We start from the raw sequence: 22,233 nt of genomic DNA on the forward strand, positions 1-22,233 counted from the left end.
TAAATTGTCCGCACCGGCAATGAGCTCGTTTTCTGGACATTCCAAGCAGGTCTCTGGTCAAACTGCTGGGCACAAGGGGAACCTGATCTGGTATCGCGATCAGGTGTTCAATCCTTGAGCAACTGAAACCTATCCTTCGACACCCGCATAAGGCGATTTACTTGCTCTCCTCTGCACTATTATCGTGAAACAGTGCAAACTTATGGGCAAATCGTGCAAACTTATGAGGTGCGTGAAGGTTTGTGCGCGTCCCTACACTAGATCAGAAATCCAGATTCTCGACGCTTAGCGCATTCTTCTGAATGAATTCTCGGCGTGGTTCCACAACGTCGCCCATAAGCTTGGTGAACAAGTCATCGGCCTCAACCATATCGTCAACTCGAACCTGCAATAGTGTCCGGGCATCTGGATCGAGTGTGGTTTCCCACAATTGGTCCGGATTCATCTCACCCAGACCCTTGTAGCGTTGCAGCGACAGGCCCTTTTCGCCCTCTTCCAGAATCGCGCGCAGCAAATCCAGCGGGCCGTGGATGATTTGGGACCGATCGCGGCGGATCAAGGTCGCCGGAGTGTTATAAACCTCTTGCAGGCTTTGGGTGAAGCTGCCGGTCTTGCGCGCCTCGCCCGAGCGGAGCATGGGGCCGTCCAGGGTGCGAACCTCTTCCACGCCGCGCAGGATACGGGCCAGGCGGATGCCGTGATCTTGTGTGATCCTGCCTTGCCAGCCGCGTTCATATTCCAGTGCGATCAAATCCAAACGGGCCGCAACCTTGTCGGCCACGCCTTGCAGGTCAGCATCCACCGCACCTGGCACAAAAGCACCGGCGACGGCGGCTTGCTCAAGGATATGACGCGGGTAATGGGTTGGGAACGCATCCAGCACACGTTTCAGTTGACGCGCTTCATCGACGACGCGGGTCAGGTCCTGGCCAACTAATTCTTCACCGGAACCAAGCTTTAGAACCGCACCTTCGACGCCTTGATTAACCAGATATTCATCAAGCGCAGCCTGGTCCTTCAGGTAAACCTCGGATTTACCTCGAGAAACTTTATAGAGTGGCGGTTGCGCGATGTAGAGATACCCCCCTTCGATCAATTCCGGCATCTGCCGATAGAAGAACGTCAGCAGCAGGGTCCGGATGTGCGCACCATCGACATCCGCATCGGTCATAATGACAATTTTGTGGTAGCGCAGCTTTTCGATGTTGAACTCATCGCGACCAATGCCGGTGCCTAGCGCCATCACAAGGTTACCGATCTCCTGTGACGACAGCATTCGGTCAAACCGAGCGCGTTCGACGTTCAGGATTTTCCCGCGCAAAGGAAGAACGGCTTGAGTCAGTCGATCTCGGCCCGTTTGGGCGGAGCCGCCCGCCGAGTCCCCCTCGACCAGAAAAACTTCGGTCTTGGATGGGTCTTTCTCGGAACAGTCTTTCAACTTTCCGGCCAGATAATTCACATCCATCGCCGTCTTGCGGCGGGTCAGTTCGCGCGCCTTACGGGCGGCCTCACGGGCCAAAGCGGCCTCGATGATCTTGCCGACGATGCCCTTTGCCTCGTTCGGGTTTTCTTCGAACCACTCGGACAGCTTTTCGTTCATCAGACCCTCGACCGCTGGGCGCACTTCGGACGACACCAGCTTATCTTTGGTCTGGGATGAGAATTTGGGGTCAGGTACTTTCACCGACAGCACACAGGTCAGGCCTTCACGCGCATCATCGCCGGTAAAGCTGACCTTTTCCTTTTTCGCGATCCCGCTGGACTGAGCGTAGTTGTTGATCGTCCGAGTCAGCGCGCCACGGAAGCCCGCGACATGGGTGCCGCCATCCCGCTGCGGGATGTTGTTGGTGAAGGGCAGAACCGTCTCGTGATAGCTATCATTCCACCACATGGCGATTTCGACGCCGATATCGTCGCGCTCACCCTTGATGTAGATCGGTTCGGGCATCGCAGGGGTCTTGGAGCGGTCCAGGTATTTGACGAACTCTTTGACTCCACCTTCGTAGAACAGCTCGGTTTCCAGTCGCTCTGCCGGGCGTTCGTCGATCAGGATGATCCGCACGCCTGAGTTCAGGAAGGCCAGCTCGCGCAGGCGCTTTTCCAGCGTTTCAAACGAGTATTCGAGGTTCGAGAACGTGTTGGTCGAGGCAAGGAAGCGCACCTCGGTCCCGGTGCGATCCCCACATTCGCCCACGACTTTCAGATGTTCCGCCGTCTCTCCACCTTCAAACCGCGCTACATGTTCCTTGCCAGCGCGCCAGATGCGCAGTTCCAGCCAATCGGACAGCGCGTTGACGACCGAAACACCCACACCGTGCAGACCGCCCGACACCTTATACGAGTTGCTGTCGAATTTGCCGCCTGCGTGCAGCTGAGTCATGATGACCTCGGCAGCCGAGACCCCCTCTTCGGGGTGAATATCCACCGGAATCCCGCGGCCGTTGTCGCTGACCGAAACGCTGGAATCGGCGTGGATTTTCACGGTCACATGGTCGGCATGACCGGCCAACGCCTCGTCAATTCCGTTGTCCACGACCTCGTATACCATGTGGTGCAGACCCGAGCCATCATCCGTGTCCCCGATATACATGCCAGGGCGCTTGCGAACCGCCTCTAAGCCTTTGAGAACTTTAATGGAATCAGCGCCGTATTCCTGGGGTGCCTGTGCGTCTTCGGACATGCCGTTAGTACCTATATTATTTTGGTAACTTATACGTTTTCTGGTGGGGAATGTCACGCGATCCCCCAACATTTTGTGGTTCTGATCCGCTTTATTTGCAGATCAAAGCCGATCGAGGTCTGCTGCAATATCTTCGGCGATCTCTGCTGCATTCACATCGTCGCGTTCGGCCGATAATCGCAGCCCTAAAAGGTCAGATTGATAGCGCGAGGCAAGGCGGTTCGGGTCATGATCAGGGGCGATTTCTCCGGCATCCTGCGCGCGGCGAAACAGGTCTGCAAAACAAGTCTTCATCGAAACCATATGAGTACGTGCCTGAGCGGCCAGATCGTGATCCTTGGCCTGCAACTCGGCAAAAGTTTTCGCCAACATGCAGGCTTTGGTCGGCAGCTCTGATGCCTCGATTACACGACGTGGCTGCGCCTTGAGCGCGCCGAGCGGACCCAGTTCCTCGGCCAAGGTCCTCATGCTGGCAACCCCATCCTGCGCATACCGCTCTAACGCCAGGGCGTAGAGCGCATCTTTCGACCCGAACGCCGCGTAGAAGCTGCCCGGTTTCAGCTTCAGCTCGCGCTCAAGGTCTTTCAGCGACGTTCCAGCCCAGCCGTGACGCCAAAAAATATCACGAGCCTGCGCGATTAGTGCGTCTCGGTCGTATGAGGGCTTGCGGGGCATGGTCTCACCAATACTTGAACGTTCGCTCAAATATATACTTGAGTGATCACTCAAGAAACCCTAAATACGACCCATCTCGCCAGAAACAGGAGTTTGACATGGCCAATTTCCCGTCCCACGACCTCGAAACTGCCCCAGAAGGATCCAAGCCGCTGCTTGAAAAATCACAGGCTGCATTCGGGCGCCTGCCCGGTCTGCACAAAGTAATGGCCGAAAGCCCACAACACCTGGAAGGCTATCAGGTTCTACACGGCCTTTTCCTGCAGACCGACTTCGACAATGACGAAAAGACCGTTGTCTGGCAGACAATCAACGTAGAAAACGAATGCCATTACTGCGTGCCCGCCCACACTGGAATCGCTAAGATGATGAAGGTCTCGGACGAGATCACAGAGGCACTGCGCAACGAAACTCCGCTTCCCTCGGAAAAGCTTGAGGCACTGCGCACTTTCACCCTGCAGGTGATGGAAACCCGTGGCAACCCGACCGAAGAACAACTGCAGGCGTTCTTCGAAGCAGGTTATTCCCACCGCGCGGTTTTGGACGTGGTTCTGGGACTGGCGCAGAAAACCATGTCGAACTACGTGAATCACATGGCAAAAACACCGGTCGACCAGGTTATGCGCGGCTTCCTGTGGGAGCGTAAAGTCAGCGAGCCTGCCTAAGCAGTTACAACCGAGCCTTCGTCGCCCTCGGTTACAACCAATGTTTGGGCCCGGTCGCCCAATTCCGCAAATAGCTCAGGCCCGGTGCCCGTCATCCAGGCCTGAGCGCCCAGCGCACAAATCTCATCGTAAAGCGCGGCGCGACGGTCCGCGTCCAGATGAGCAGCGACCTCATCCAACAGCACAATCGGTGGCGCCCCGACCATGCCCGCCAACGCCCGCGCGTTCGACAGGATCAGCGAAACCAACAGCGCTTTTTGCTCTCCGGTGGAACAGTCTTTGGCGGGCACACCCTTGGCCGCAAACACTCCATAAAGATCTGAACGATGCGGCCCAACCAACGTACGTCCCGCAGCCAAATCCCGAAACCGGCTTTCATTCAACGCTTCGCGCAAATCTTCCGTAGCTTCAGGCATCGCTCCTTCGGTCTGAACAAGTTCCAACTCCGCCGAAGGAAACGCCGTTTCCGCTTGATCCTGAGCCGCGCGCAAATGCTCCAGAGCCGCCCTTCGTGCCGCGTGGATACGGTGCCCCATCTCTGCCATCTGTCCTTCCAGCGCCGCATACCAATGGGCGTCTCGAACCTGCTCTTTCAGCAATCGGTTCCGCTCGCGCATCGCCTTTTCATAGATCAGTGAGGCTTCGGCATGAGACGGATCAAAACTCAGCGCAATCCGGTCCAAAAACCGCCGCCGACCCTCGGCACCCTCAATCCACAAGCGATCCATCGAGGGGATCAACCAAACAACGCGCGCCAACTTGCCCAGATCAATCTGACTGGCCGTCTTGTTATCAATCCGAACCTGCCGTGCTGCGCCACCTTCGGACCACGTTTCAATTTCATACCGCTGGCCCTGAGCTTCAAGCAAACCAGAAAGTTTCCACCCCAACGCCTCAGGTCGCCGCGTCATCTCGGCGGCACTTGCACGCCGCATCCCGCGCCCGGGTGAAAATAACGAGACTGCTTCCAGAATGTTGGTCTTGCCGGCCCCGTTCGGCCCGTGGATTGCCACTGGACGGCCATCCAAAGACAAGCGCGCCAACTTATGAGACCGAAAATGTGAGACCGTAAGCTCGGTCAGGGCCAATCCCATGACCCCTCCCTTTCGTTAGAGATCACCCAGTCGGGGCAATCAGACGCGCATCGGCATTACGACGTAAACAGCGCTTTGGTCGTTGCCTTCGCGCATCAGCGTCGGATCACCAGCGGAATTGAACATGAAGACAGCGTTCTCGCGGTCCACTTGGGAAGCGATCTCGAGCAGGTATTTCGCGTTAAAACCAATTTCGAGACGCTCATCCCCATAGGCGACAGCCAACTCTTCCTCAGCCGCACCACTGTCGGGTGCATTCACTGAAAGAACCAGCTTGTCCGCATCCAATTGCAGTTTCACGGCACGCGAGCGCTCCGAAGACACCGTCGCTACACGATCAACGGCCTGCGCGAATTCGGCAGCGTCAACCTCTAGCTTGCGCGTGTTGCCCTGAGGGATGACGCGCGTGTAGTCCGGGAAGGTCCCATCAATCACTTTCGAGGTGAGCGTGATGTCTGGCGTTGCAAACCGCACCTTGGTTTCGCTGACCGAGACGGCGATGTCCATTTCATCATCATCCAACAGCTTGCGCAGTTCACCCACGGTCTTTCGGGGAACAATTACACCCGGCATATCCGTCGCACCGTCCGGCAAATCCGCATCAATGCGCGCCAGACGGTGGCCATCGGTCGCCACGCAGCGCAGCACCTTGCCGCCCTCGGAGCCATCCGCTACGTGCATGTAAACGCCGTTCAGATAATATCGCGTCTCTTCGGTCGAGATCGCAAATTTCGATTTGTCGAACAACCGCCGCAACAGCGCCGCCGACGCGGTGAAGTTCGATTGGTATTCCGAGGACGCCATGACCGGGAAATCTTCTTTCGGCAGCGTCGCCAGCGAGAAATTCGATCGGCCCGCTTCTACCGTCAGTCGCCCAGCCGCACTGTCGGCAGTCAAGGTCACCAGCGCTCCATCGGGCAGCTTGCGCACAATCTCATGCAGCGTTGTGGCGGCGACTGTTGTCGCTCCAGCTTTCTCGACCTGCGCAGGTGCCTTGTCGACAACCTCAATATCCAGATCAGTTGCTCGGAATAGCGCCTGATCGCCCTCGGCTTCGATCAGCACATTGGCCAGGATCGGGATGGTGTTGCGGCGCTCCACAACGGATTGGGCCTGCGAAACGGCCTTGAGAAGGGTGCCGCGTTCGATGCTGATCTTCATACCCTCAGTTCCTCTGGCTTGAGTGCGCACATGGGCGGGACTGGCAAGTTACCGGTTCCGCCCTGAGGCACAAGGATTTTTTGTGAATTTCTGGGTTGGAATGATTAAACCGTCAAGGCCAACCGGCCATCCCACCGCCAGTTCGCGCGCGATCGTGGATTATTGCGCACATGAAAATGCCCCGGCCGGGTGGCACGGGGCGTTTTTAAAACAGACGTAATTCAGGCTTCCAGTGCCCGACGCAACATCTCGACATCTTCGGCAATCTGGCCATCGGTCAGCTTCAACTCTTCGATGCGCTTGACGCCATGCATGACCGTGGTGTGGTCACGCCCGCCAAACCGGCGACCGATCTCTGGCAACGAGCGACTGGTCAGCTGCTTGCACAGATACATCGCTACCTGACGCGGTCGCGCATAAGACCGCAGCCGTTTGGGGCCAATGATGTCGCTGAGGCGGATATTGTAATAGTCCGAGACTTTGCGCTGGATCTCTTCGACGGTGATCTTGCGCTCGGATGCGCGCAGCACATCGGCCAGACAATCCTGCGTCAACTCCATATCGATCTCACGCCCAACCAGCGAGGCAAAGGCGAAGAGCCGGGTCAGCGCCCCTTCCAGCACGCGCACATTTGTCGAAATGCGGTGTGCAAGGAATTCCAATACACCATCAGCAATGGTCAGATCGGGATAAGTGCTGCTGTATTGCTGCACTTTGTTCTGCAGGATTCCCAGACGCAATTCGTAGTCTGTGGGATGAAGATCGACGACAAGGCCGCATTGCAGGCGCGACTTTACCCGGTCTTCAAGATCCTTGATCTCACCCGGCGCGCGATCGGCCGAAATGATGATCTGCTTGTTCTGGTCCACTAGCGCGTTGAAGGTATGAAAGAATTCTTCCTGCGTCGAATCCTTACCCGCGATGAACTGCACGTCATCAACCATAAGCACGTCAACCGAGCGGAACAGATGCTTGAAATCCATCATCCGGCGCTCACGCAGGGCCTGCACAAAACGGTACATGAACTGTTCTGCCGACAGGTACAGAACGTTTAGTTCGGGATGCTTGGTTTTCAGCTCCCAAGCAATGGCGTGCATCAGGTGCGTCTTACCAAGACCGACACCCCCGTAGAGCACCAGCGGATTGAATGTTACGGGCCCGCCTTCGGAAACGCGGCGCGCGGCGGCGTGAGCCAGCTCATTCGGCTTACCAACAACAAAACTGTCAAAGGTAAAGCGCGCGTCCAGCGGTGCCGCCTGTAACGCCTCAAGCGCATCATGCGAGGCCTCAACAACTGCGGGCTGCGGAACGGCTTGGGGTTTTGGGGTCTCGGCCTGCGCCGGACGGGTCGGAGAATTGGCGGCGGTGCGGAAGGCAAGGCGCTGAACAGGCTCGCCCGCCGTGTTCAGTTCATAGAGAATTAGATCAGCAAAATTTTGACTTACGTAGTTTCCCATGAAGTTGGTCGGCACAGAAAATACTGCGACGCCATCTTGCAATCCCTGAAACTCTAAAGGTTCGATCCAGGTCGTGAAGTTGTTCTTACCAACAGCCTTCATCAACTTGTTCCGCAACTGTCCCCATTTCTCTTGTGTCATTCGGCGCCTCACGCATCCCATTCTTTATTGGCCTGTCAGCCTTATCAAAATAGTCCGGTATACCGGTTTATTGCGTCCACCCACAAGGATACCCATGCGCCAGGCCACAAGGTCTGGCGGGTCATTTTGACGTTCAGCGCAATCCGATACCGCATTGTCCAACGGTCGGCACAACCCCGAAAACGGGGTGGCGCGTCACAATCCAATTTTTCGACAGGGCCAAGATCATCGGAAAACCCGAGACCCAGAGCAGATCGTCCAATCGACCGAAGCCGATTTTCGAACATTCGTTCCGGATTCCTACTGATGCCCGTCAGTCAGATACCCAGAACAGCCTGTCCCCCCAAGCGAGTGAATCGCTGACTCAGTCGTAGCAAGAGCCCATGGGTCCGGGCAACGAAACTCTGATATTGACTCGGGGTTCAGGGCGAAAGAATCTCTCCGCTTCGTGAAGACGCGGCTTTCCGGCAACAATGAAAAAGGCGCCGCTATGCGCGACGCCTTTTTCGCAAATCAACGCTTGACGCGTTTTCCCAAAGAATCAGCCCAGCGCTTTGACGCGAGCCGACAGGCGCGACATTTTGCGAGCTGCGGTGTTCTTGTGGAAGACGCCTTTGGTGACGCCGCGCATCAGCTCGGGCTGAGCGGCGCGCAGGGCAGCGGTAGCCGCGTCCTTGTCACCGGATGCGATTGCTTCTTCAACTTTGCGCAGATGTGTGCGGATGCGCGAACGGCGCGCTTTGTTTACAGCAAAACGCTTTTCGTTCTGACGAGCGCGTTTCTTTGCCTGGGGCGAATTTGCCATGTGTCTCTGACCTTTTGTTCGGTACGGTTATCTAGGGTTGCGCGCCACGGACATATCCGCACCGGATCAGAAATCACGAGTGTGAGTCGGGCCAAGCGGGCCGCACGCGCATGTATGACGGCGGTCTCTACCCAAGTTTAAAGGTTTTGCCAAGCTGATTCTTCGCAAGAGCTTCAGTAGAAAAAAGGCAGGACCAAGCCCGCCTGAATTCACTGAATGTCCGTTATCGTTACTTGTCGCGGAACTGAGCCGCACGTTTTTCCAGAAACGCGGCCATGCCCTCTTTCTGATCTTCAGTTGCAAACATCGAATGGAACACACGGCGCTCAAACAGCATGCCCTCGCTCAGTGGCAGTTCATAGCTGCGGTTCACGGCTTCCTTGGCCGCGATTGCCGTGATCTGCGACTTCTCAGCGATCTTCTGCGCCGCACCGGTTGCTTCTTCGATCAGCTTCTTGGCAGGCACGACGCGGCTGACCAGCCCCGCACGCTCGGCCTCTTCCGCGTCCATGAACCGACCGGTCAAGTTCATATCCATTGATTTGGACTTGCCGACAAATCGTGTCAAACGCTGGCTGCCGCCGAGTCCTGCGATGACGCCCAGATTAATCTCGGGTTGGCCGAACTTGGCCGTATCCGCCGCGATGATGAAATCACACAGCATTGCCAGCTCACAACCTCCGCCCAGCGCATAACCCGCAACAGCGGCAATGATCGGTTTGCGGATCGCCGAAACCCGGTCATTCGCGTCGGCAAAAAGGTTGATGTTGAAGACATCGACATAGCTCATCTCGGACATCTCTTTGATGTCCGCACCAGCCGCAAAGGCTTTGTCCGAACCGGTGATGACGATGCAGCGCACCTTGTCGTTGCTGTCTGCTTCTTCCAGCGCATCACACAACTCACCCAGTAACTGGGTGTTCAGCGCATTCATCGCATCTGGTCTGTTGAGCTTGATTAGGGTGACGTGGTCTTCGATTTCGACGATGATCGTCTCAAAAGCCATGAGGTGTAAGCTTCCGGTTGTTCCGTTCAAGTACGATTCCTTACCACGCGAATTCGCTGGATCAAGTTATCTTTGGCATTGCGCACAGTAGAAGGATGAGCGACCGGACTGGGTGATTCTCTTGATTTCACCACTACATCCATCGGTTCTGCAGGGCCTTCCCTCACGCCCATAAACATCAAAACTATGCTGAAAATATCCAAGTTCTCCATCGGCTTGGCGGAAATCACGTAAGGATGAACCACCCGCTTCAATCGCGTCCTGCAACACCTGGCGGATGATCGGAACCAGTGCTCCAACACGCGACGCAGAAATTTGTCCGGCTTTGCGACGTGGCGACACCTTGCCGCGATAAAGCGCTTCGCAGACGTAGATATTTCCCAATCCGGCAACGATTCCCTGATCCAGCAACGCGGATTTGACCGGGCTATTCTTACCTTTGAACGCCTCAATGAGGTGCTGTTCGTGGAAATCGTTACCCAATGGTTCAGGTCCCAGAACTGACAGCAGCTTGTGATCCTCTGCCGTGACCGTCGGCAGCAGGTCCATGGCTCCGAACCGGCGCGGATCGTTAAAAGTGATACGGGCGCCGTTGGCCATATGAAAGACTACGTGATCATGCTTTTCCGGCATCGGGTGTTTGTGGGCAAATTGCCCTAGAGGATCACCAGATACGGTCATACGCCCGGACATGCCAAGATGGATCAGCAGTGTTTCTCCACTGTTCAGATCGGCCAGAATGTATTTCGATCGTCTACGCAATCGGTCGACGCGCTGCCCAGTCAGTCGTTCAGCCATCCGCTCGGGGAAAGGCCAGCGCAAATCGGGGCGGTTTACGTCCGCCCTTTGGATTACGACGCCTTCCATCGCCGGGGATAGACCGCGTCTTACTGTCTCGACCTCGGGCAATTCAGGCATTAGATGGCTCCTATTCCAAAGGGCCGCATTGTGCCCGCCTCTTATGGCCCTATAACAGAGGCGAAATTCGACGAACGGCAAGGCAAATGTCCAACAACAGCGACAAGACCACTCATTTCGGGTTTGAAACCGTGCGCGAGGCCGACAAGGCCGGGCGCGTACAGGGCGTGTTCAACTCGGTCGCCTCGAAATACGATGTGATGAACGATGTCATGTCGATGGGCATTCACCGGGTCTGGAAAGATGCAATGATGGATTGGCTTGCCCCACGCCCCGGTCAACGATTGCTGGACGTTGCAGGTGGGACCGGAGATATCTCTTTTCGCTTCCTGAGACGCGCGGGCCACGGCCATGCCACGGTTCTGGACCTGACAGAGCCTATGCTGGTCGAAGGCCGCCAGCGCGCCGAGGCCGACCAGATGTCCGACTGCCTGAACTGGGTGGTGGGCGATGCGATGTCCCTGCCGTTCGAGGACAATACGTTCGACGTCTACACAATTTCCTTCGGCATCCGGAATGTCACCCGCCCGCAAGAGGCATTGAACGAGGCCTATCGCGTGCTGAAACCCGGTGGTCGCCTGATGGTGCTTGAATTCAGCCAACTGCCCAATGACGGACTGCAAAAGCTCTATGACCTCTACAGCTTCAACGTCATTCCACGCATGGGCAAACTAATCGCCAATGACTACGACAGCTATCAATACCTGGTGGAATCGATCCGCAAGTTCCCGGATCAGGAGACATTCCTGACCATGGTCCGCGCCGCCGGGTTCGAAAACGCCAAGTACCGCAATCTCAGCATGGGTATCGCGGCACTGCATTCCGGCTGGAAGATCTAGATGCGCGGCCCACACAACATTATCCGCCTGATCCGCACAGGCGCAACGCTCGAGCGCACGGGTGCCATGAACGTGGTATTGGACGCGTTCGAAGCTCCTCGGGCTATCCGCATCCTCGCACATGTTCTGGGCAAACCATTTCAGTGGCTGGGGTACAAAGGGGATCCCCAGATGCCGCCCGCAACTCGCGCCCTAACTGCTCTTGGGCCCGCCTATATCAAGTTCGGACAAGTCCTTTCGACCCGCCCCGACGTGGTCGGAAATGAACTGGCTGAACAACTGCGTGTCTTGCAGGATAAGCTTCCGCCATTCTCCAAGGCCGAAGCCATGGCCGAGGTCGAGAAAGAGCTGGGCCAACCCCTTACAGAAATGTTCAGCGATTTCAGCGAGCCTATCGCCGCAGCCTCGATCGCTCAGGTCCACAAAGCTAAGCTGGCCAGCACGGGTGAAGATGTTGCCGTCAAAGTCCTGCGCCCCGGAATTGAACGCGCCTTCCGTAAAGATGTAGACGCCTTTTATTTCGCCGCCCGAATTGTCGACCTGTTTGCCCCCGGTGCTCGTCGCTTGCGCCCTATGGAGGTGATCGAGCATTTTGACGGAGTTGTCCGCGGCGAGTTGGACCTGCGCCTGGAAAGCGCTGCTGCTTCGGAATACGCCGCCAACACCAAGGATGATTCCGGGTTCTGGCTGCCTCCGGTCGTCTGGTCCTTGTCCGCACGCCGGGTGATGACACTCAGCTGGGCCGATGGAATCCCGCTGGGCGACAATGACGCGCTGGACGCTGCAGGCCACAACCGCAGCGATCTGGCAGAACGTGTGTTGCGCCTTTTCCTGCTGCACGCCCTTCGCGATGGCTATTTCCATGCGGATATGCACCAAGGGAACCTGAAGGTCGCCGCGAATGGAGATATTATTGCCTATGACTACGGCATCATGGGGCATATCGACGAATACACCCGTCGGGTCTATGCCGAAATCCTCTTCGGCTTCATCCGCCGCGACTACAAACGCGTAGCCGAGGTCCATTTCGAGGCCGGCTATGTCCCTGCCAACCAGGATGTCGACGAATTCGCCCGCGCCCTGCGCGCAGTCGGAGAACCCATCTTCGGCATGGACGCGACCCATATCTCAATGGGCCGACTGCTCAGCTATTTGTTTGAGGTCACCGAGCGCTTCGGCATGGAAACACGAACTGAACTGATTCTTCTGCAGCGCACCATGGTCGTGGTCGAAGGCGTTGCCCGATCACTCGACGATCATATGAATATCTGGGAAGTCGCGCGCCCGGTCGTCGAGGATTATATCAAAAGCTCCATCGGCCCCCGGGCCGCCCTGAGAGATTTTGGAAAGACCGCAATGGTGCTGGCCCGATTCGGCCCACGCTTGCCTGCGCTGGTTGAAAACGCCCTGATTGCGCAAACCACGAAAGATGACCAGCAAACTTCCGGCAAGACAACGTTGCTTCTACCTGCCGCCATTGGCGCAGCCGTTGGAATCGCAGCCACACTTGTCGTGATGACATTCGGCTAACAACAACCCGCCTGCTTCATCTGGCCACAAATATCTTCGGGGGGAATCGCGCCACCGGCGCGATGGGGGGCAGACAGCCCCCTCCGCTCGACCTCAATCAGAGCCGCTCGATGGCAATGGCAATCCCCTGCCCACCGCCAATACACATGGTGATAAGCGCCTTGGAACCACCAACACGCTCCAATTCATACAGCGCTTTTAGGGTGATAATCGCGCCAGTTGCCCCCACAGGGTGCCCCAACGCAATCGCACCGCCATTCGGATTGACCTTATCGGCATCCAACCCAAGCTCTTGATTGACGGCCAGGGCCTGTGCGGCAAAAGCTTCGTTACTCTCGATCACATCGAAATCACCCGCCGACAGCCCTGTCTTCTTGAACAAGTTCTGCACTGCAGGAACCGGCCCAATTCCCATTACTTCGGGCCGCACTCCGGCATGCGCATATCCCAATATCCGTGCCTTTGGTTTCAATCCGGCCTTTTCAGCAGCATCTGCCGTCGCCAGAATCATTGCTGCAGCCCCATCGTTGATACCCGATGCATTCCCCGCCGTGACGCGTCCTTCTTTCCTAAATACCGGACGAAGGCCCGCCAGTGCCTCAGCTGTGGTGGCCTTGGGATGCTCATCCACCTTAAAGTCAACTATCTCGCGTTTGACTTTCACCTGCACAGGCGTGATCTGGCTTTCGAAATATCCAGCGTCGATCGCTGTTGCCGCTCGGCTCTGGCTGGTTAAGGCAAACGCATCCATCTGTTCACGACTGATCTGATGTTCGTCGGCCACATTCTCAGCCGTCACACCCATATGACCGGTTCCGAAAGGACAGTTCAGCGCGCCCAACATCATGTCCAGTGAGGTGACGTCGCCCATCTTGGCGCCCCATCTGGCCTGAGGCACGATGTAGGGGCTGCGTGACATGCTCTCCGCTCCACCAGCCACAGCGAAATCGGCATCGCCCAGTATCAGAGACTGTACCGCTGACACAATCGCCTGCGCGCCGGAGCCACACAAACGATTTACGTTCATCGCCGGAGTCCCATTCGGAATGCCCGCCTGCATCGCTGCTACGCGCGACAGGTACATATCGCGGGGTTCAGTGTTGATCACGTGACCGAAAACCACATGCCCGATTTGCCCACCTTCGACACCCGACCGTTCAAGCGCGGCTTCGGTCGCCACGGTCGCCAGATCAATCGGCGCGGTCGAAGCCAACGCACCGCCAAAAGTGCCGATGGCAGTACGTGCGCCATCCAGAATAACAATATCGGTCATGGATCACTCCTCCTGAGTTTGGCCGTAGTATGCACCCGCAGAAACCCTCTGTCGCCTGAGACGTCCCGTCACAGACGGAATTGACATCTATCGATTCAAGGCGCATGAAATTCCGTCATGACGGACAAGACAGACGATATCCTGACACGCCTTCCGACACGCCTGAAGGAGGCGCGCCGGGCCCAGGGCCTTTCCCTCGAAGCGGTCGCGAATCTCAGCGGCGTATCGCGATCCATGGTCAGCCAGATCGAGAGGGGAGAAAGCAGCCCCACAATTTCGACCTTGTGGAACCTGACCCGAGCTCTGCAGGTGGATTTTGCCGGGTTGTTGGAAGACACGAAGACAACCGACCAGATCGAGATTCTCAAAAACTCCGAAGTGCCCAGCATCGATAACATGGGAGAGAACTGCCGCATCCGGATCCTCTCACCGCCAGAAGAGGCCGGCGGTCACGAGGTCTATGACATTCAGCTCGACAAAAACGGCGCCCTGAACAGCCAACCCCATGCGCGCGGTGCACGGGAACAATTGACCGTGTTGGAAGGGTCAGTTCGAGTTACTTCAGGCGCGGCAGTGAGCGAACTCAAGCAGGGTGATACAGCCCGATATGCCGCTGACGTTGCGCATTCCATTTCTGCCGACAGCCCTGCGCGTGTTTTCCTAATCGTAAAGAACGCCTAATTCAGCAATAATCCGCCTTCACGGATATTTTTCCGTAATTTCGTAAATCCCCTATTTGGGATATTCGTCCGTTATGTTAGAAGCGCGACTCAGAGCTAAGGAGATCGCCATGGCAGATGCATTCCTGTCCCACATCACGGACACCCTTAAGCAGATCGAATCCGAAGGTCTGTACAAGCGTGAACGAATGATCACCTCGCCTCAGGGCGGTGAGATTACTGTGGGCGGAAAGCAGGTCATCAACCTGTGCGCCAACAACTATCTGGGCCTGGCCGATCACCCCGCCCTGATCGACGCCGCCAAGCACGCCATGGAACCAAAAGGGTTCGGCATGGCCTCGGTCCGCTTTATCTGCGGCACGCAGGATATTCACCGCGAGCTTGAGCAACGGCTGGCCAAGTTCCTGAACAAAGATGATTCAATTCTGTTCGCTGCCTGTTTCGATGCCAATGGCGGGCTGTTTGAGCCTTTGTTAGGACCTGAAGACGCAATCATCTCGGATAGTCTGAACCATGCGTCAATCATCGATGGCGTAAGGCTCTGCAAGGCCAAACGCTATCGCTATCTAAACAATGACATGAACGACCTCGAAGCCTGGTTGAAACAGGCACGCGAGGACGGGGCGCGGCATATCATGATCGCCACCGACGGCGTTTTTTCGATGGATGGCTATCTGGCCAATCTGCCGAAAATACGCGAGCTGGCCGACAAATACGACGCTATCGTCATGGTCGATGATTGCCACGCCACGGGCTTCATGGGGCCAAACGGTGCGGGCACGCCGGATCACTTCGGCGTTGACGTGGACATTCTGACGGGAACTCTGGGCAAAGCACTTGGGGGGGCAATCGGCGGCTACATCGCCGGGCCGCAGCCAGTGATCGACCTGCTGCGGCAGCGGGCGCGGCCCTATCTGTTCTCAAACTCGCTGCCGCCGTCCATCGTCGCTGCCGGTCTGGAAGCAATCCGTCTGGTTGAAGAGGGTGACATGCTGCGCGCGCAGCTGTTCGGCAACGCCAAATACTGGCGCGCCGGTTTGGAGAAGCTGGGCTTTGATCTGTTGCCCGGTGAGCACCCGATCATCCCGGTGATGTTGGGGGAAGCAACGCTTGCGCAAGACATGGCGTCGCGGTTGTTTGATGAGGGCGTCTATGTCTCGGGCTTCTTCTTCCCCGTCGTTCCGCGCGGTCAGGCCCGGATCAGAACGCAGATGAATGCGGCTCTAACAAAGGATGAATTGGATCGCGCGCTCGCGGCCTTTGGCAAGGCCGGCAAGGAATTGGGGGTGATCTGATGCGACCCAACACGATGAAAGCACTGGAAAAATCCAAGCCTGAGGAAGGTCTTTGGATGGTTCAGGCCCCAGTGCCCGAGATTGGACCGGACGAGGTACTGATCCGCATAAACAAAACCGGCATCTGCGGCACAGATATCCATATCTGGAATTGGGATGACTGGGCCGCAGCCACAGTACCAGTGCCGATGATCACCGGCCACGAATTCGCAGGCGAAATCGTCGAGATTGGTCGCAACGTTACCGGGCTTGAGATCGGCCAGCGCTGCTCGGGCGAAGGGCATCTGATCGGTACCGAAAGTCGCCAAAGCCGTGCAGGCAAGTTTCATCTGGACCCTGGAACTCGAGGCATCGGCGTAAACGAACAAGGTGCCTTTTCCCAGTTTTTGAAACTGCCCGCCTTCAACGTGATTCCTTTGCCAGATGATGTGCCGGATGAGATTGGCGCCATCCTCGACCCGCTGGGCAATGCGGTTCATACCGCGCTGAGCTTCGATCTGCTGGGTGAGGATGTTCTAATAACAGGCGCAGGCCCGATCGGCATAATGGCAGCAGCTGTCGCACGCCATGCAGGTGCGCGAAACGTTGTAATCACCGATATCAATGCAGATCGGCTGAAACTGGCGGAACATGTGGTGCCGTCGATACGTACGGTCGATGTAACCAAAGAAGAGTTGTCCGATGTCATCACCGAACTGGGGATGAAAGAAGGCTTTGACGTGGGTTTGGAGATGTCGGGCTCGCAGGCAGCTTTGGATCAGATGGTCGAAGCGCTGGTCATGGGCGGTAAGATCGCCCTGCTGGGCATCCCGCCGGGCCAATCCCCGGTCGACTGGAGCCGCATTGTCTTTAAAGCCATCACCATCAAGGGCGTCTACGGCCGTGAGATGTTTGAGACATGGTACAAGATGATTGCTATGCTGCAGAACGGTTTGGACGTAAGCCGCGTGATCACCCATCAGTTTGGTGTTGACGATTTTGCCGAAGGTTTCGCAGCAATGAAGTCGGGCCTGTCCGGCAAAGTTGTTCTGGACTGGACCTGACCCTCTGGATAGTTGCAAAACTGGCCCATACACAGGGATCGCGCAACCAACCGGAGGAGCAAGATGGGCAGCACGAAAGATGACCGACTGCTGGAACGAGGAATCGAGGATTCTCTGGTCACCGATTTCGCTGAGACGCATCGCAAAAGCTATGGCGACTTTCTGCAACTCAAAACCCTGTTGAATCTGCAAAAGACCTTTCAGGATCCTGCTCAGCCCGATGAGATGTTATTCATCATCATCCATCAGGTCAGCGAGCTGTGGCTGAAGCTGATGCATCACCAGTTGGTCGAAGTGCGGCGCTTCCTGCAGCAAGATGATTTCGGCCCGGCGATGAAGAATCTCGACCGGATCAAGGCCATCCAGCGGCAGTTGATCACCGCTTGGGAAACGCTGCTGACCATGACGCCCGCCGACTACATGACGTTTCGCGAAGCGTTAGGCAGTTCATCAGGCTTTCAGAGTTACGGTTACCGCCAGATCGAGTTCATATTGGGCAACAAGGATGCTTCGACCCTCAAGGTTCATGAACACGATCCGGAGGTCATGGAGATGCTGAGCGCAGCGCTAACCAAACCGTCCCTTTATGACGAAGTGCTGCACATGCTGGCACGGCAAGGGTTTGACGTACCGCAAGACCTGATCGAACGTGACTATTCACAATCCTATTCCGGCGACCCGCGCGTCGTGAAAATCTGGTGCAAGATTTTCCAGGATACCGGCAAGTATTGGGACCTCTATGCTCTGGCTGAGAAGTTGATGGACGTCGAATCGCTGTTCCAGCGCTGGCGATTCGACCACGCTACGGCAGTCGAACGGGTCATCGGGATGCAACCAGGAACAGGTGGCTCGAGCGGCGTGGCCTTTCTGCGCAAGGCACTGGAATTGCGCTTCTTCCACGACCTCTACGATATGCGCACCGAGCTGATGTATGCGGGAGACTGAGGCATGCTTTATCGCGGGTTCACCCAAGATCAACTTGAACAGGAATACTCCCCCAGCTCGATGATTGGTGGCGATCTGACGCCATATCTGGACAGTTATGTTGCGCTCAGCGCGCAGGCCCGGGCACGGATGGATGTGCGCGAAAACCTTGCTTATGGCGACAGTCCGGCGCAGGTTCTGGATTTCTTCCCCTCCTCAGACGCAAACGCACCTTTGCATGTGTTCATTCACGGAGGGTATTGGCAGGCGCTCAGCCAGCGCGAATCCGCCCCGATGGCACCGGTGCTACACGAAAACGGGCAGGCCTTTGCGACCCTGAATTACACACTCGCCCCTGAAGCTAGGTTAGGGCAGATGGTCGAAGAATGTCGCGATGCCTTGCTGTGGCTTGCATCACAGGCCGAGTTATTGGGCTTCGATCCATCAAATATCACCCTGTCAGGTCATAGCGCAGGTGCGCATCTGGTAGCGATGGTCATGGCGACCTCATCCAGCGCGTTGGCGCAGGCGGGTCTAAGAGTGCGTAACGTAATTCTGATCAGTGGCGTTTACGATTTGGAGCCGATTAGCCTGACTTCGGTAAATGATCCCTTGCAACTGACTAAGGTCGAGATTCACGATCTTTCCCCTTGCCTCAATCTGCCCGCGCCGGGGCCGCGCTACAGGGTAACGGTTGCTGAAAGAGATACACCAGAATTTGTTCGACAAAGCCGTGACTATGCGGACTTGCTACGAAAAGCAGGACATTCGGTCAGTTTCGACCTTCAACAGGGTAAACATCACTTCGACATCATCATGCCCTCGGGCTCGTTTTTGTCGTCGCGCAGCGAATAACCCCAAAAAGAAAACAGCGGCCCAATTGAGCCGCTGTCTTAAATCTCTCGAGGTAAGCCAGATCAGTCGAGCGTCCGGGTCACTTCTTCGCGTTCGAAGATCTCGATCACGTCGCCTGCGCGGATGTCGTCGTAGTTTTCGAACGCCATACCGCATTCCTGACCCGACTGAACTTCGGTCACTTCGTCCTTGAAACGCTTCAGCGTCTTCAGCGTGCCTTCGTGAATCACCACGTTGTCGCGCAGCAGACGAACACCTGCGGAACGACGCGCCACGCCTTCGGTGACCAGACAGCCGGCAACTTTGCCAACGCCGGTGACCTTGAAGACTTCGCGGATCTCGGCGTAACCGATGAACTTCTCGCGGATCTCGGCGCTCAGCAGGCCTGATGCGGCTGCTTTCACGTCATCCACGAGGTCATAGATCACCGAATAATACCGGATCTCGACGCCTTTCTGGTTCGCAGTGTTTCGCGCTGACGCATTTGCACGAACGTTGAAGCCAAAGATCGGAGCGCCCGAGGCTTCGGCCAGGCCGACATCCGTTTCGGTAATCGCGCCAACACCCGAGTGCAGAACGCGTACGCGCACTTCCTCATTGCCGATCTTCTCCATCGCCTGAACGATGGCTTCGGCAGAACCCTGCACGTCAGCTTTCATCAAGATCGGCAGCTCGGTGACGTTCTCGTCTTCTTTGGCCTTCTGCATCAGCTGCTCAAGGGTGGTCGCGGCACCAGCTGCGGCGCGCTTGTCCTTGGCTGCTTGCTCACGATAGGCAGCAATCTCACGGGCCTGCGCTTCGGTCTCGGTCACGTTCAGAACGTCGCCCGCTTCAGGCGTACCGTTCAGACCAAGAACCTCAACGGGAACCGACGGGCCGGCTTCTTTGACGCGGTCGCCTTTGTCGTTGATCAACGCACGGACCTTACCATACTGCTCACCCACGACGAAGATATCACCCTGACGCAGAGTGCCGTTCTGAACCAGAACGGTGGCAACGGGACCACGGCCCACATCAAGCTGCGCCTCGATCACGGCACCTTGGGCGGCGCGGTCGGGGTTGGCTTTCAGTTCCAGAATCTCGGCCTGCAGCGCGATGGCTTCCAGCAGTTCATCGAGACCTTGACCGGTGATGGCGGACACTTCGACGTCCTGAACCTCACCTGACATCTTTTCGACGATGACTTCGTGCTGCAGCAGATCGGTCCGCACCTTGTCCGGGTTCGCATCCGGCTTATCGACCTTGTTGATCGCCACGATCATCGGCACTTCGGCCGCCTTGGCGTGGTTGATCGCCTCGATCGTCTGCGGCATCACCGCATCATCGGCAGCCACAACCAGAACCACGATATCAGTGACCTGAGCACCGCGCGACCGCATTGAAGTAAAGGCCGCGTGGCCCGGCGTATCAAGGAAGGTCAGCGTGGTGCCACCATCGGTTTTCACCTGATAGGCGCCGATATGCTGGGTAATGCCACCGGCTTCGCCCGCCACAACGCGCGCGTCACGAATCGCATCCAGCAATGATGTCTTACCATGGTCAACGTGGCCCATGATGGTGATGACCGGCGGACGCGGCTGCAGATCGTCATCGCTGTCTTCGACTTCTTTGATGACGTCTTCAACATCCGAATCAGAGACGCGGGTCACCTTGTGCCCAAACTCTTCGATGATCAGCTCAGCGGTATCAGCGTCGATGGTCTGGTTCTGCGTGACCATCATGCCCATCTGCATCAGCGATTTGACAACGTCAGCCACGCGCTCGGCCATACGGTTGGCCAGTTCCGAGACCATGATCGCCTCGGGCAACTGAACGTCGCGGATCACCTTTTCCCGCTCGACCGGGCCGCCCATGGCTTTCTGGCGCGCACGCTCCTGCTTGCGCTTCATCGCAGCCATTGAACGCTGACGATTACCTTCACCACCGGTGGCCTGACCCAGTGTCAGCTTGCCCGAACGGCGGTTGTCGTCACGGCCTTTGCCGCGGCCACGCTGCTCGCGCTCGCGGTCTTGCTTGCGGGGTGTAGCCGCTGGCGCCGGTTTGTTGGCCGGACCGCGTGCCGTACGCGGTTGTTCTTCGGGCGCGGGCGCCGCAGCAGCACGCTTGGCGGCTTCTTCCGCCTCTTTGCGCTTACGTTCTTCTTCCTCGGCCTTGGCACGAGCACGCTCTTCAGCCTCACGCTGTTCGCGTTCCTTGGCTTCCTGTTCGGCCCGGCGGCGCGCACGTTCTTCTTCACGCGCCTTCTCTTGTGCCTCGCGGGCAGCGGCCTCTTCAGCCTCACGCGCTTTGGCAGCTTGCAACGCCTTCATTCGGCGCGCCATTTCCGCATCGGAAATACCCGCCGGACGACGCGAAGGATCACCCGAAGGTGCCGCACCACCACTTGGTTTGGTCGCGCCCGGCTTGGGTACGACCACGCGTTTGCGTTTGGTCTCCACCACGACATTCTTGGTACGTCCGTGGCTGAAACTCTGTTTCACATTTCCGGGGCGTGCCCCGCCACGAAGACCCAATGTCTTTTTGCCGTCACTATCGCTCATTAAGCTTCTTACCCTTCCGAGCGGCCCTTGCCGCCGTCATCCTTTTCGCGCAAGCCACGCAGGCGCTGCGCTTCCTCTACAACACGTTTGGCGAGTCCGCCAGAGGCCATGGCCGCATGAATCACGGTTTGGCGCCCAAATGCCGCCCCAAGCTCATCCGCATTCAGCCAGCCGATGTATTTTCCAAAGTGCGGCGTGCTGAGTTTCGACTTACCGCGCCCCGATCCGTCCGAGGCTTGAATCAACACCTGGGCCTCTTCCCGGTCCAGCCACGACTTGACCTTTTCATACCCGGCGACCGCATCTCCGGACTTGCGCGCCAAACTGATCAGCTCGATCACCCGGCGCGCCACCTGTTTTTCGACCTCATCGGTTAGATCCTTGGCCGCACTCACCTGAGCCTTGAACCCACGCGAGAACAGTTTCTTACTCACCGCTTTGTCCAGCGCGGCGCGATCCGCCGCCACATAGACCCCGCGCCCCGGCAATTTAGCCGCAACATCGGGAAAGACCTGACCGTCCGGCCCTACCACAAAGCGGATCAAGCCATATTTAGGCTGAATCTCGCCCGTGGCGATGCACTTGCGTTCAGGGCCTTCCGACCGATCCTTTTGGACGCCACCGCGACCCATGTCAGCCACCCGAGGCCTGA

The 22,233-nt window shown here is 57.1% G+C and carries 19 protein-coding genes; 8 read left to right on the forward strand and 11 right to left on the reverse strand.

The window, feature by feature from the left end; genetic code table 11:
• Positions 1-262: 262 nt before the first annotated feature.
• Together gyrB and ACR3EJ_RS02975 are read right to left on the reverse strand one after the other, a co-directional pair.
• Positions 263-2,680 (reverse strand): DNA topoisomerase (ATP-hydrolyzing) subunit B, encoded by a 2,418-nt coding sequence (gene gyrB / locus ACR3EJ_RS02970; protein ID WP_170546683.1) that lies wholly within the window; start codon positions 2,678-2,680, stop codon positions 263-265.
• A 102-nt stretch (positions 2,681-2,782) separates the two neighbouring features.
• A complete protein-coding gene (locus tag ACR3EJ_RS02975; protein WP_170546687.1) occupies positions 2,783-3,355 on the reverse strand; it encodes a TetR/AcrR family transcriptional regulator in 573 nt (190 codons plus the stop codon).
• 98 nt (positions 3,356-3,453) lie between these two features.
• Here ACR3EJ_RS02975 and ACR3EJ_RS02980 point away from each other — a divergent pair, with 98 nt between their 5' ends.
• A complete protein-coding gene (locus ACR3EJ_RS02980; protein ID WP_170546690.1) occupies positions 3,454-4,020 on the forward strand; it encodes a carboxymuconolactone decarboxylase family protein in 567 nt (188 codons plus the stop codon).
• On the opposite strand, the gene recF is transcribed toward ACR3EJ_RS02980, so the two are convergent.
• From recF to mutM, 6 genes are all read right to left on the reverse strand, one after another.
• Positions 4,017-5,114 carry a DNA replication/repair protein RecF gene (gene recF, locus ACR3EJ_RS02985; RefSeq protein WP_170546693.1) on the reverse strand — a complete coding sequence of 366 codons (1,098 nt, stop codon included), beginning with the start codon at positions 5,112-5,114 and terminating at the stop codon, positions 4,017-4,019. The genes ACR3EJ_RS02980 and recF overlap by 4 nt on opposite strands.
• A gap of 39 nt (positions 5,115-5,153) precedes the next feature.
• Positions 5,154-6,275: a DNA polymerase III subunit beta gene (gene dnaN / locus ACR3EJ_RS02990; RefSeq protein WP_170473666.1), complete on the reverse strand. Its 1,122-nt coding sequence runs from the start codon at positions 6,273-6,275 to the stop codon at positions 5,154-5,156.
• 221 nt (positions 6,276-6,496) lie between these two features.
• On the reverse strand, positions 6,497-7,873 hold the full coding sequence (dnaA, locus tag ACR3EJ_RS02995; RefSeq protein WP_170473663.1) for a chromosomal replication initiator protein DnaA: 1,377 nt from the start codon (positions 7,871-7,873) through the stop codon (positions 6,497-6,499).
• Between the two features lie 541 nt (positions 7,874-8,414).
• Positions 8,415-8,678, reverse strand: coding sequence for a 30S ribosomal protein S20 (gene rpsT / locus ACR3EJ_RS03000; RefSeq protein WP_010442545.1), 264 nt, complete (start codon positions 8,676-8,678; stop codon positions 8,415-8,417).
• 229 nt (positions 8,679-8,907) lie between these two features.
• Positions 8,908-9,684, reverse strand: coding sequence for an enoyl-CoA hydratase (locus ACR3EJ_RS03005; protein ID WP_170546697.1), 777 nt, complete (start codon positions 9,682-9,684; stop codon positions 8,908-8,910).
• A gap of 66 nt (positions 9,685-9,750) precedes the next feature.
• Positions 9,751-10,602, reverse strand: a complete 852-nt coding sequence (gene mutM, locus ACR3EJ_RS03010) for a bifunctional DNA-formamidopyrimidine glycosylase/DNA-(apurinic or apyrimidinic site) lyase (protein ID WP_170546700.1) — start codon at positions 10,600-10,602, stop codon at positions 9,751-9,753.
• 86 nt (positions 10,603-10,688) lie between these two features.
• Here mutM and ubiE point away from each other — a divergent pair, with 86 nt between their 5' ends.
• Positions 10,689-11,441 carry a bifunctional demethylmenaquinone methyltransferase/2-methoxy-6-polyprenyl-1,4-benzoquinol methylase UbiE gene (ubiE, locus tag ACR3EJ_RS03015; protein ID WP_170546702.1) on the forward strand — a complete coding sequence of 251 codons (753 nt, stop codon included), beginning with the start codon at positions 10,689-10,691 and terminating at the stop codon, positions 11,439-11,441.
• A complete protein-coding gene (gene ubiB / locus ACR3EJ_RS03020) occupies positions 11,442-12,971 on the forward strand; it encodes a 2-polyprenylphenol 6-hydroxylase (RefSeq protein ID WP_170546705.1) in 1,530 nt (509 codons plus the stop codon).
• A gap of 97 nt (positions 12,972-13,068) precedes the next feature.
• Here ubiB and ACR3EJ_RS03025 read toward each other — a convergent pair whose 3' ends face one another.
• Positions 13,069-14,244, reverse strand: a complete 1,176-nt coding sequence (locus ACR3EJ_RS03025; RefSeq protein ID WP_170546708.1) for an acetyl-CoA C-acyltransferase family protein — start codon at positions 14,242-14,244, stop codon at positions 13,069-13,071.
• 117 nt (positions 14,245-14,361) lie between these two features.
• Here ACR3EJ_RS03025 and ACR3EJ_RS03030 point away from each other — a divergent pair, with 117 nt between their 5' ends.
• From ACR3EJ_RS03030 to ACR3EJ_RS03050, 5 genes are all read left to right on the forward strand, one after another.
• Positions 14,362-14,925, forward strand: coding sequence for a helix-turn-helix domain-containing protein (locus ACR3EJ_RS03030; protein WP_170546711.1), 564 nt, complete (start codon positions 14,362-14,364; stop codon positions 14,923-14,925).
• A 109-nt stretch (positions 14,926-15,034) separates the two neighbouring features.
• A complete protein-coding gene (locus ACR3EJ_RS03035; RefSeq protein WP_170546715.1) occupies positions 15,035-16,219 on the forward strand; it encodes a glycine C-acetyltransferase in 1,185 nt (394 codons plus the stop codon).
• 14 nt (positions 16,220-16,233) lie between these two features.
• Positions 16,234-17,262, forward strand: coding sequence for an L-threonine 3-dehydrogenase (gene tdh / locus ACR3EJ_RS03040; protein WP_170546878.1), 1,029 nt, complete (start codon positions 16,234-16,236; stop codon positions 17,260-17,262).
• A gap of 63 nt (positions 17,263-17,325) precedes the next feature.
• Entirely contained in the window at positions 17,326-18,207 is an 882-nt protein-coding gene (locus ACR3EJ_RS03045; RefSeq protein ID WP_170546718.1) for a tryptophan 2,3-dioxygenase, read from the forward strand.
• A 3-nt stretch (positions 18,208-18,210) separates the two neighbouring features.
• A complete protein-coding gene (locus ACR3EJ_RS03050; RefSeq protein WP_170546721.1) occupies positions 18,211-19,041 on the forward strand; it encodes an alpha/beta hydrolase in 831 nt (276 codons plus the stop codon).
• Positions 19,042-19,103: 62 nt separating this feature from the next.
• On the opposite strand, the gene infB is transcribed toward ACR3EJ_RS03050, so the two are convergent.
• Both infB and ACR3EJ_RS03060 read right to left on the reverse strand, forming a co-directional pair.
• Positions 19,104-21,581, reverse strand: coding sequence for a translation initiation factor IF-2 (gene infB, locus ACR3EJ_RS03055; RefSeq protein ID WP_010442534.1), 2,478 nt, complete (start codon positions 21,579-21,581; stop codon positions 19,104-19,106).
• An 8-nt stretch (positions 21,582-21,589) separates the two neighbouring features.
• Positions 21,590-22,213, reverse strand: coding sequence for an RNA-binding protein (locus tag ACR3EJ_RS03060; RefSeq protein WP_170546724.1), 624 nt, complete (start codon positions 22,211-22,213; stop codon positions 21,590-21,592).
• Positions 22,214-22,233: the final 20 nt, after the last annotated feature.

It is taken from the genome of Ruegeria sp. AB11 (genome assembly GCF_056536325.1).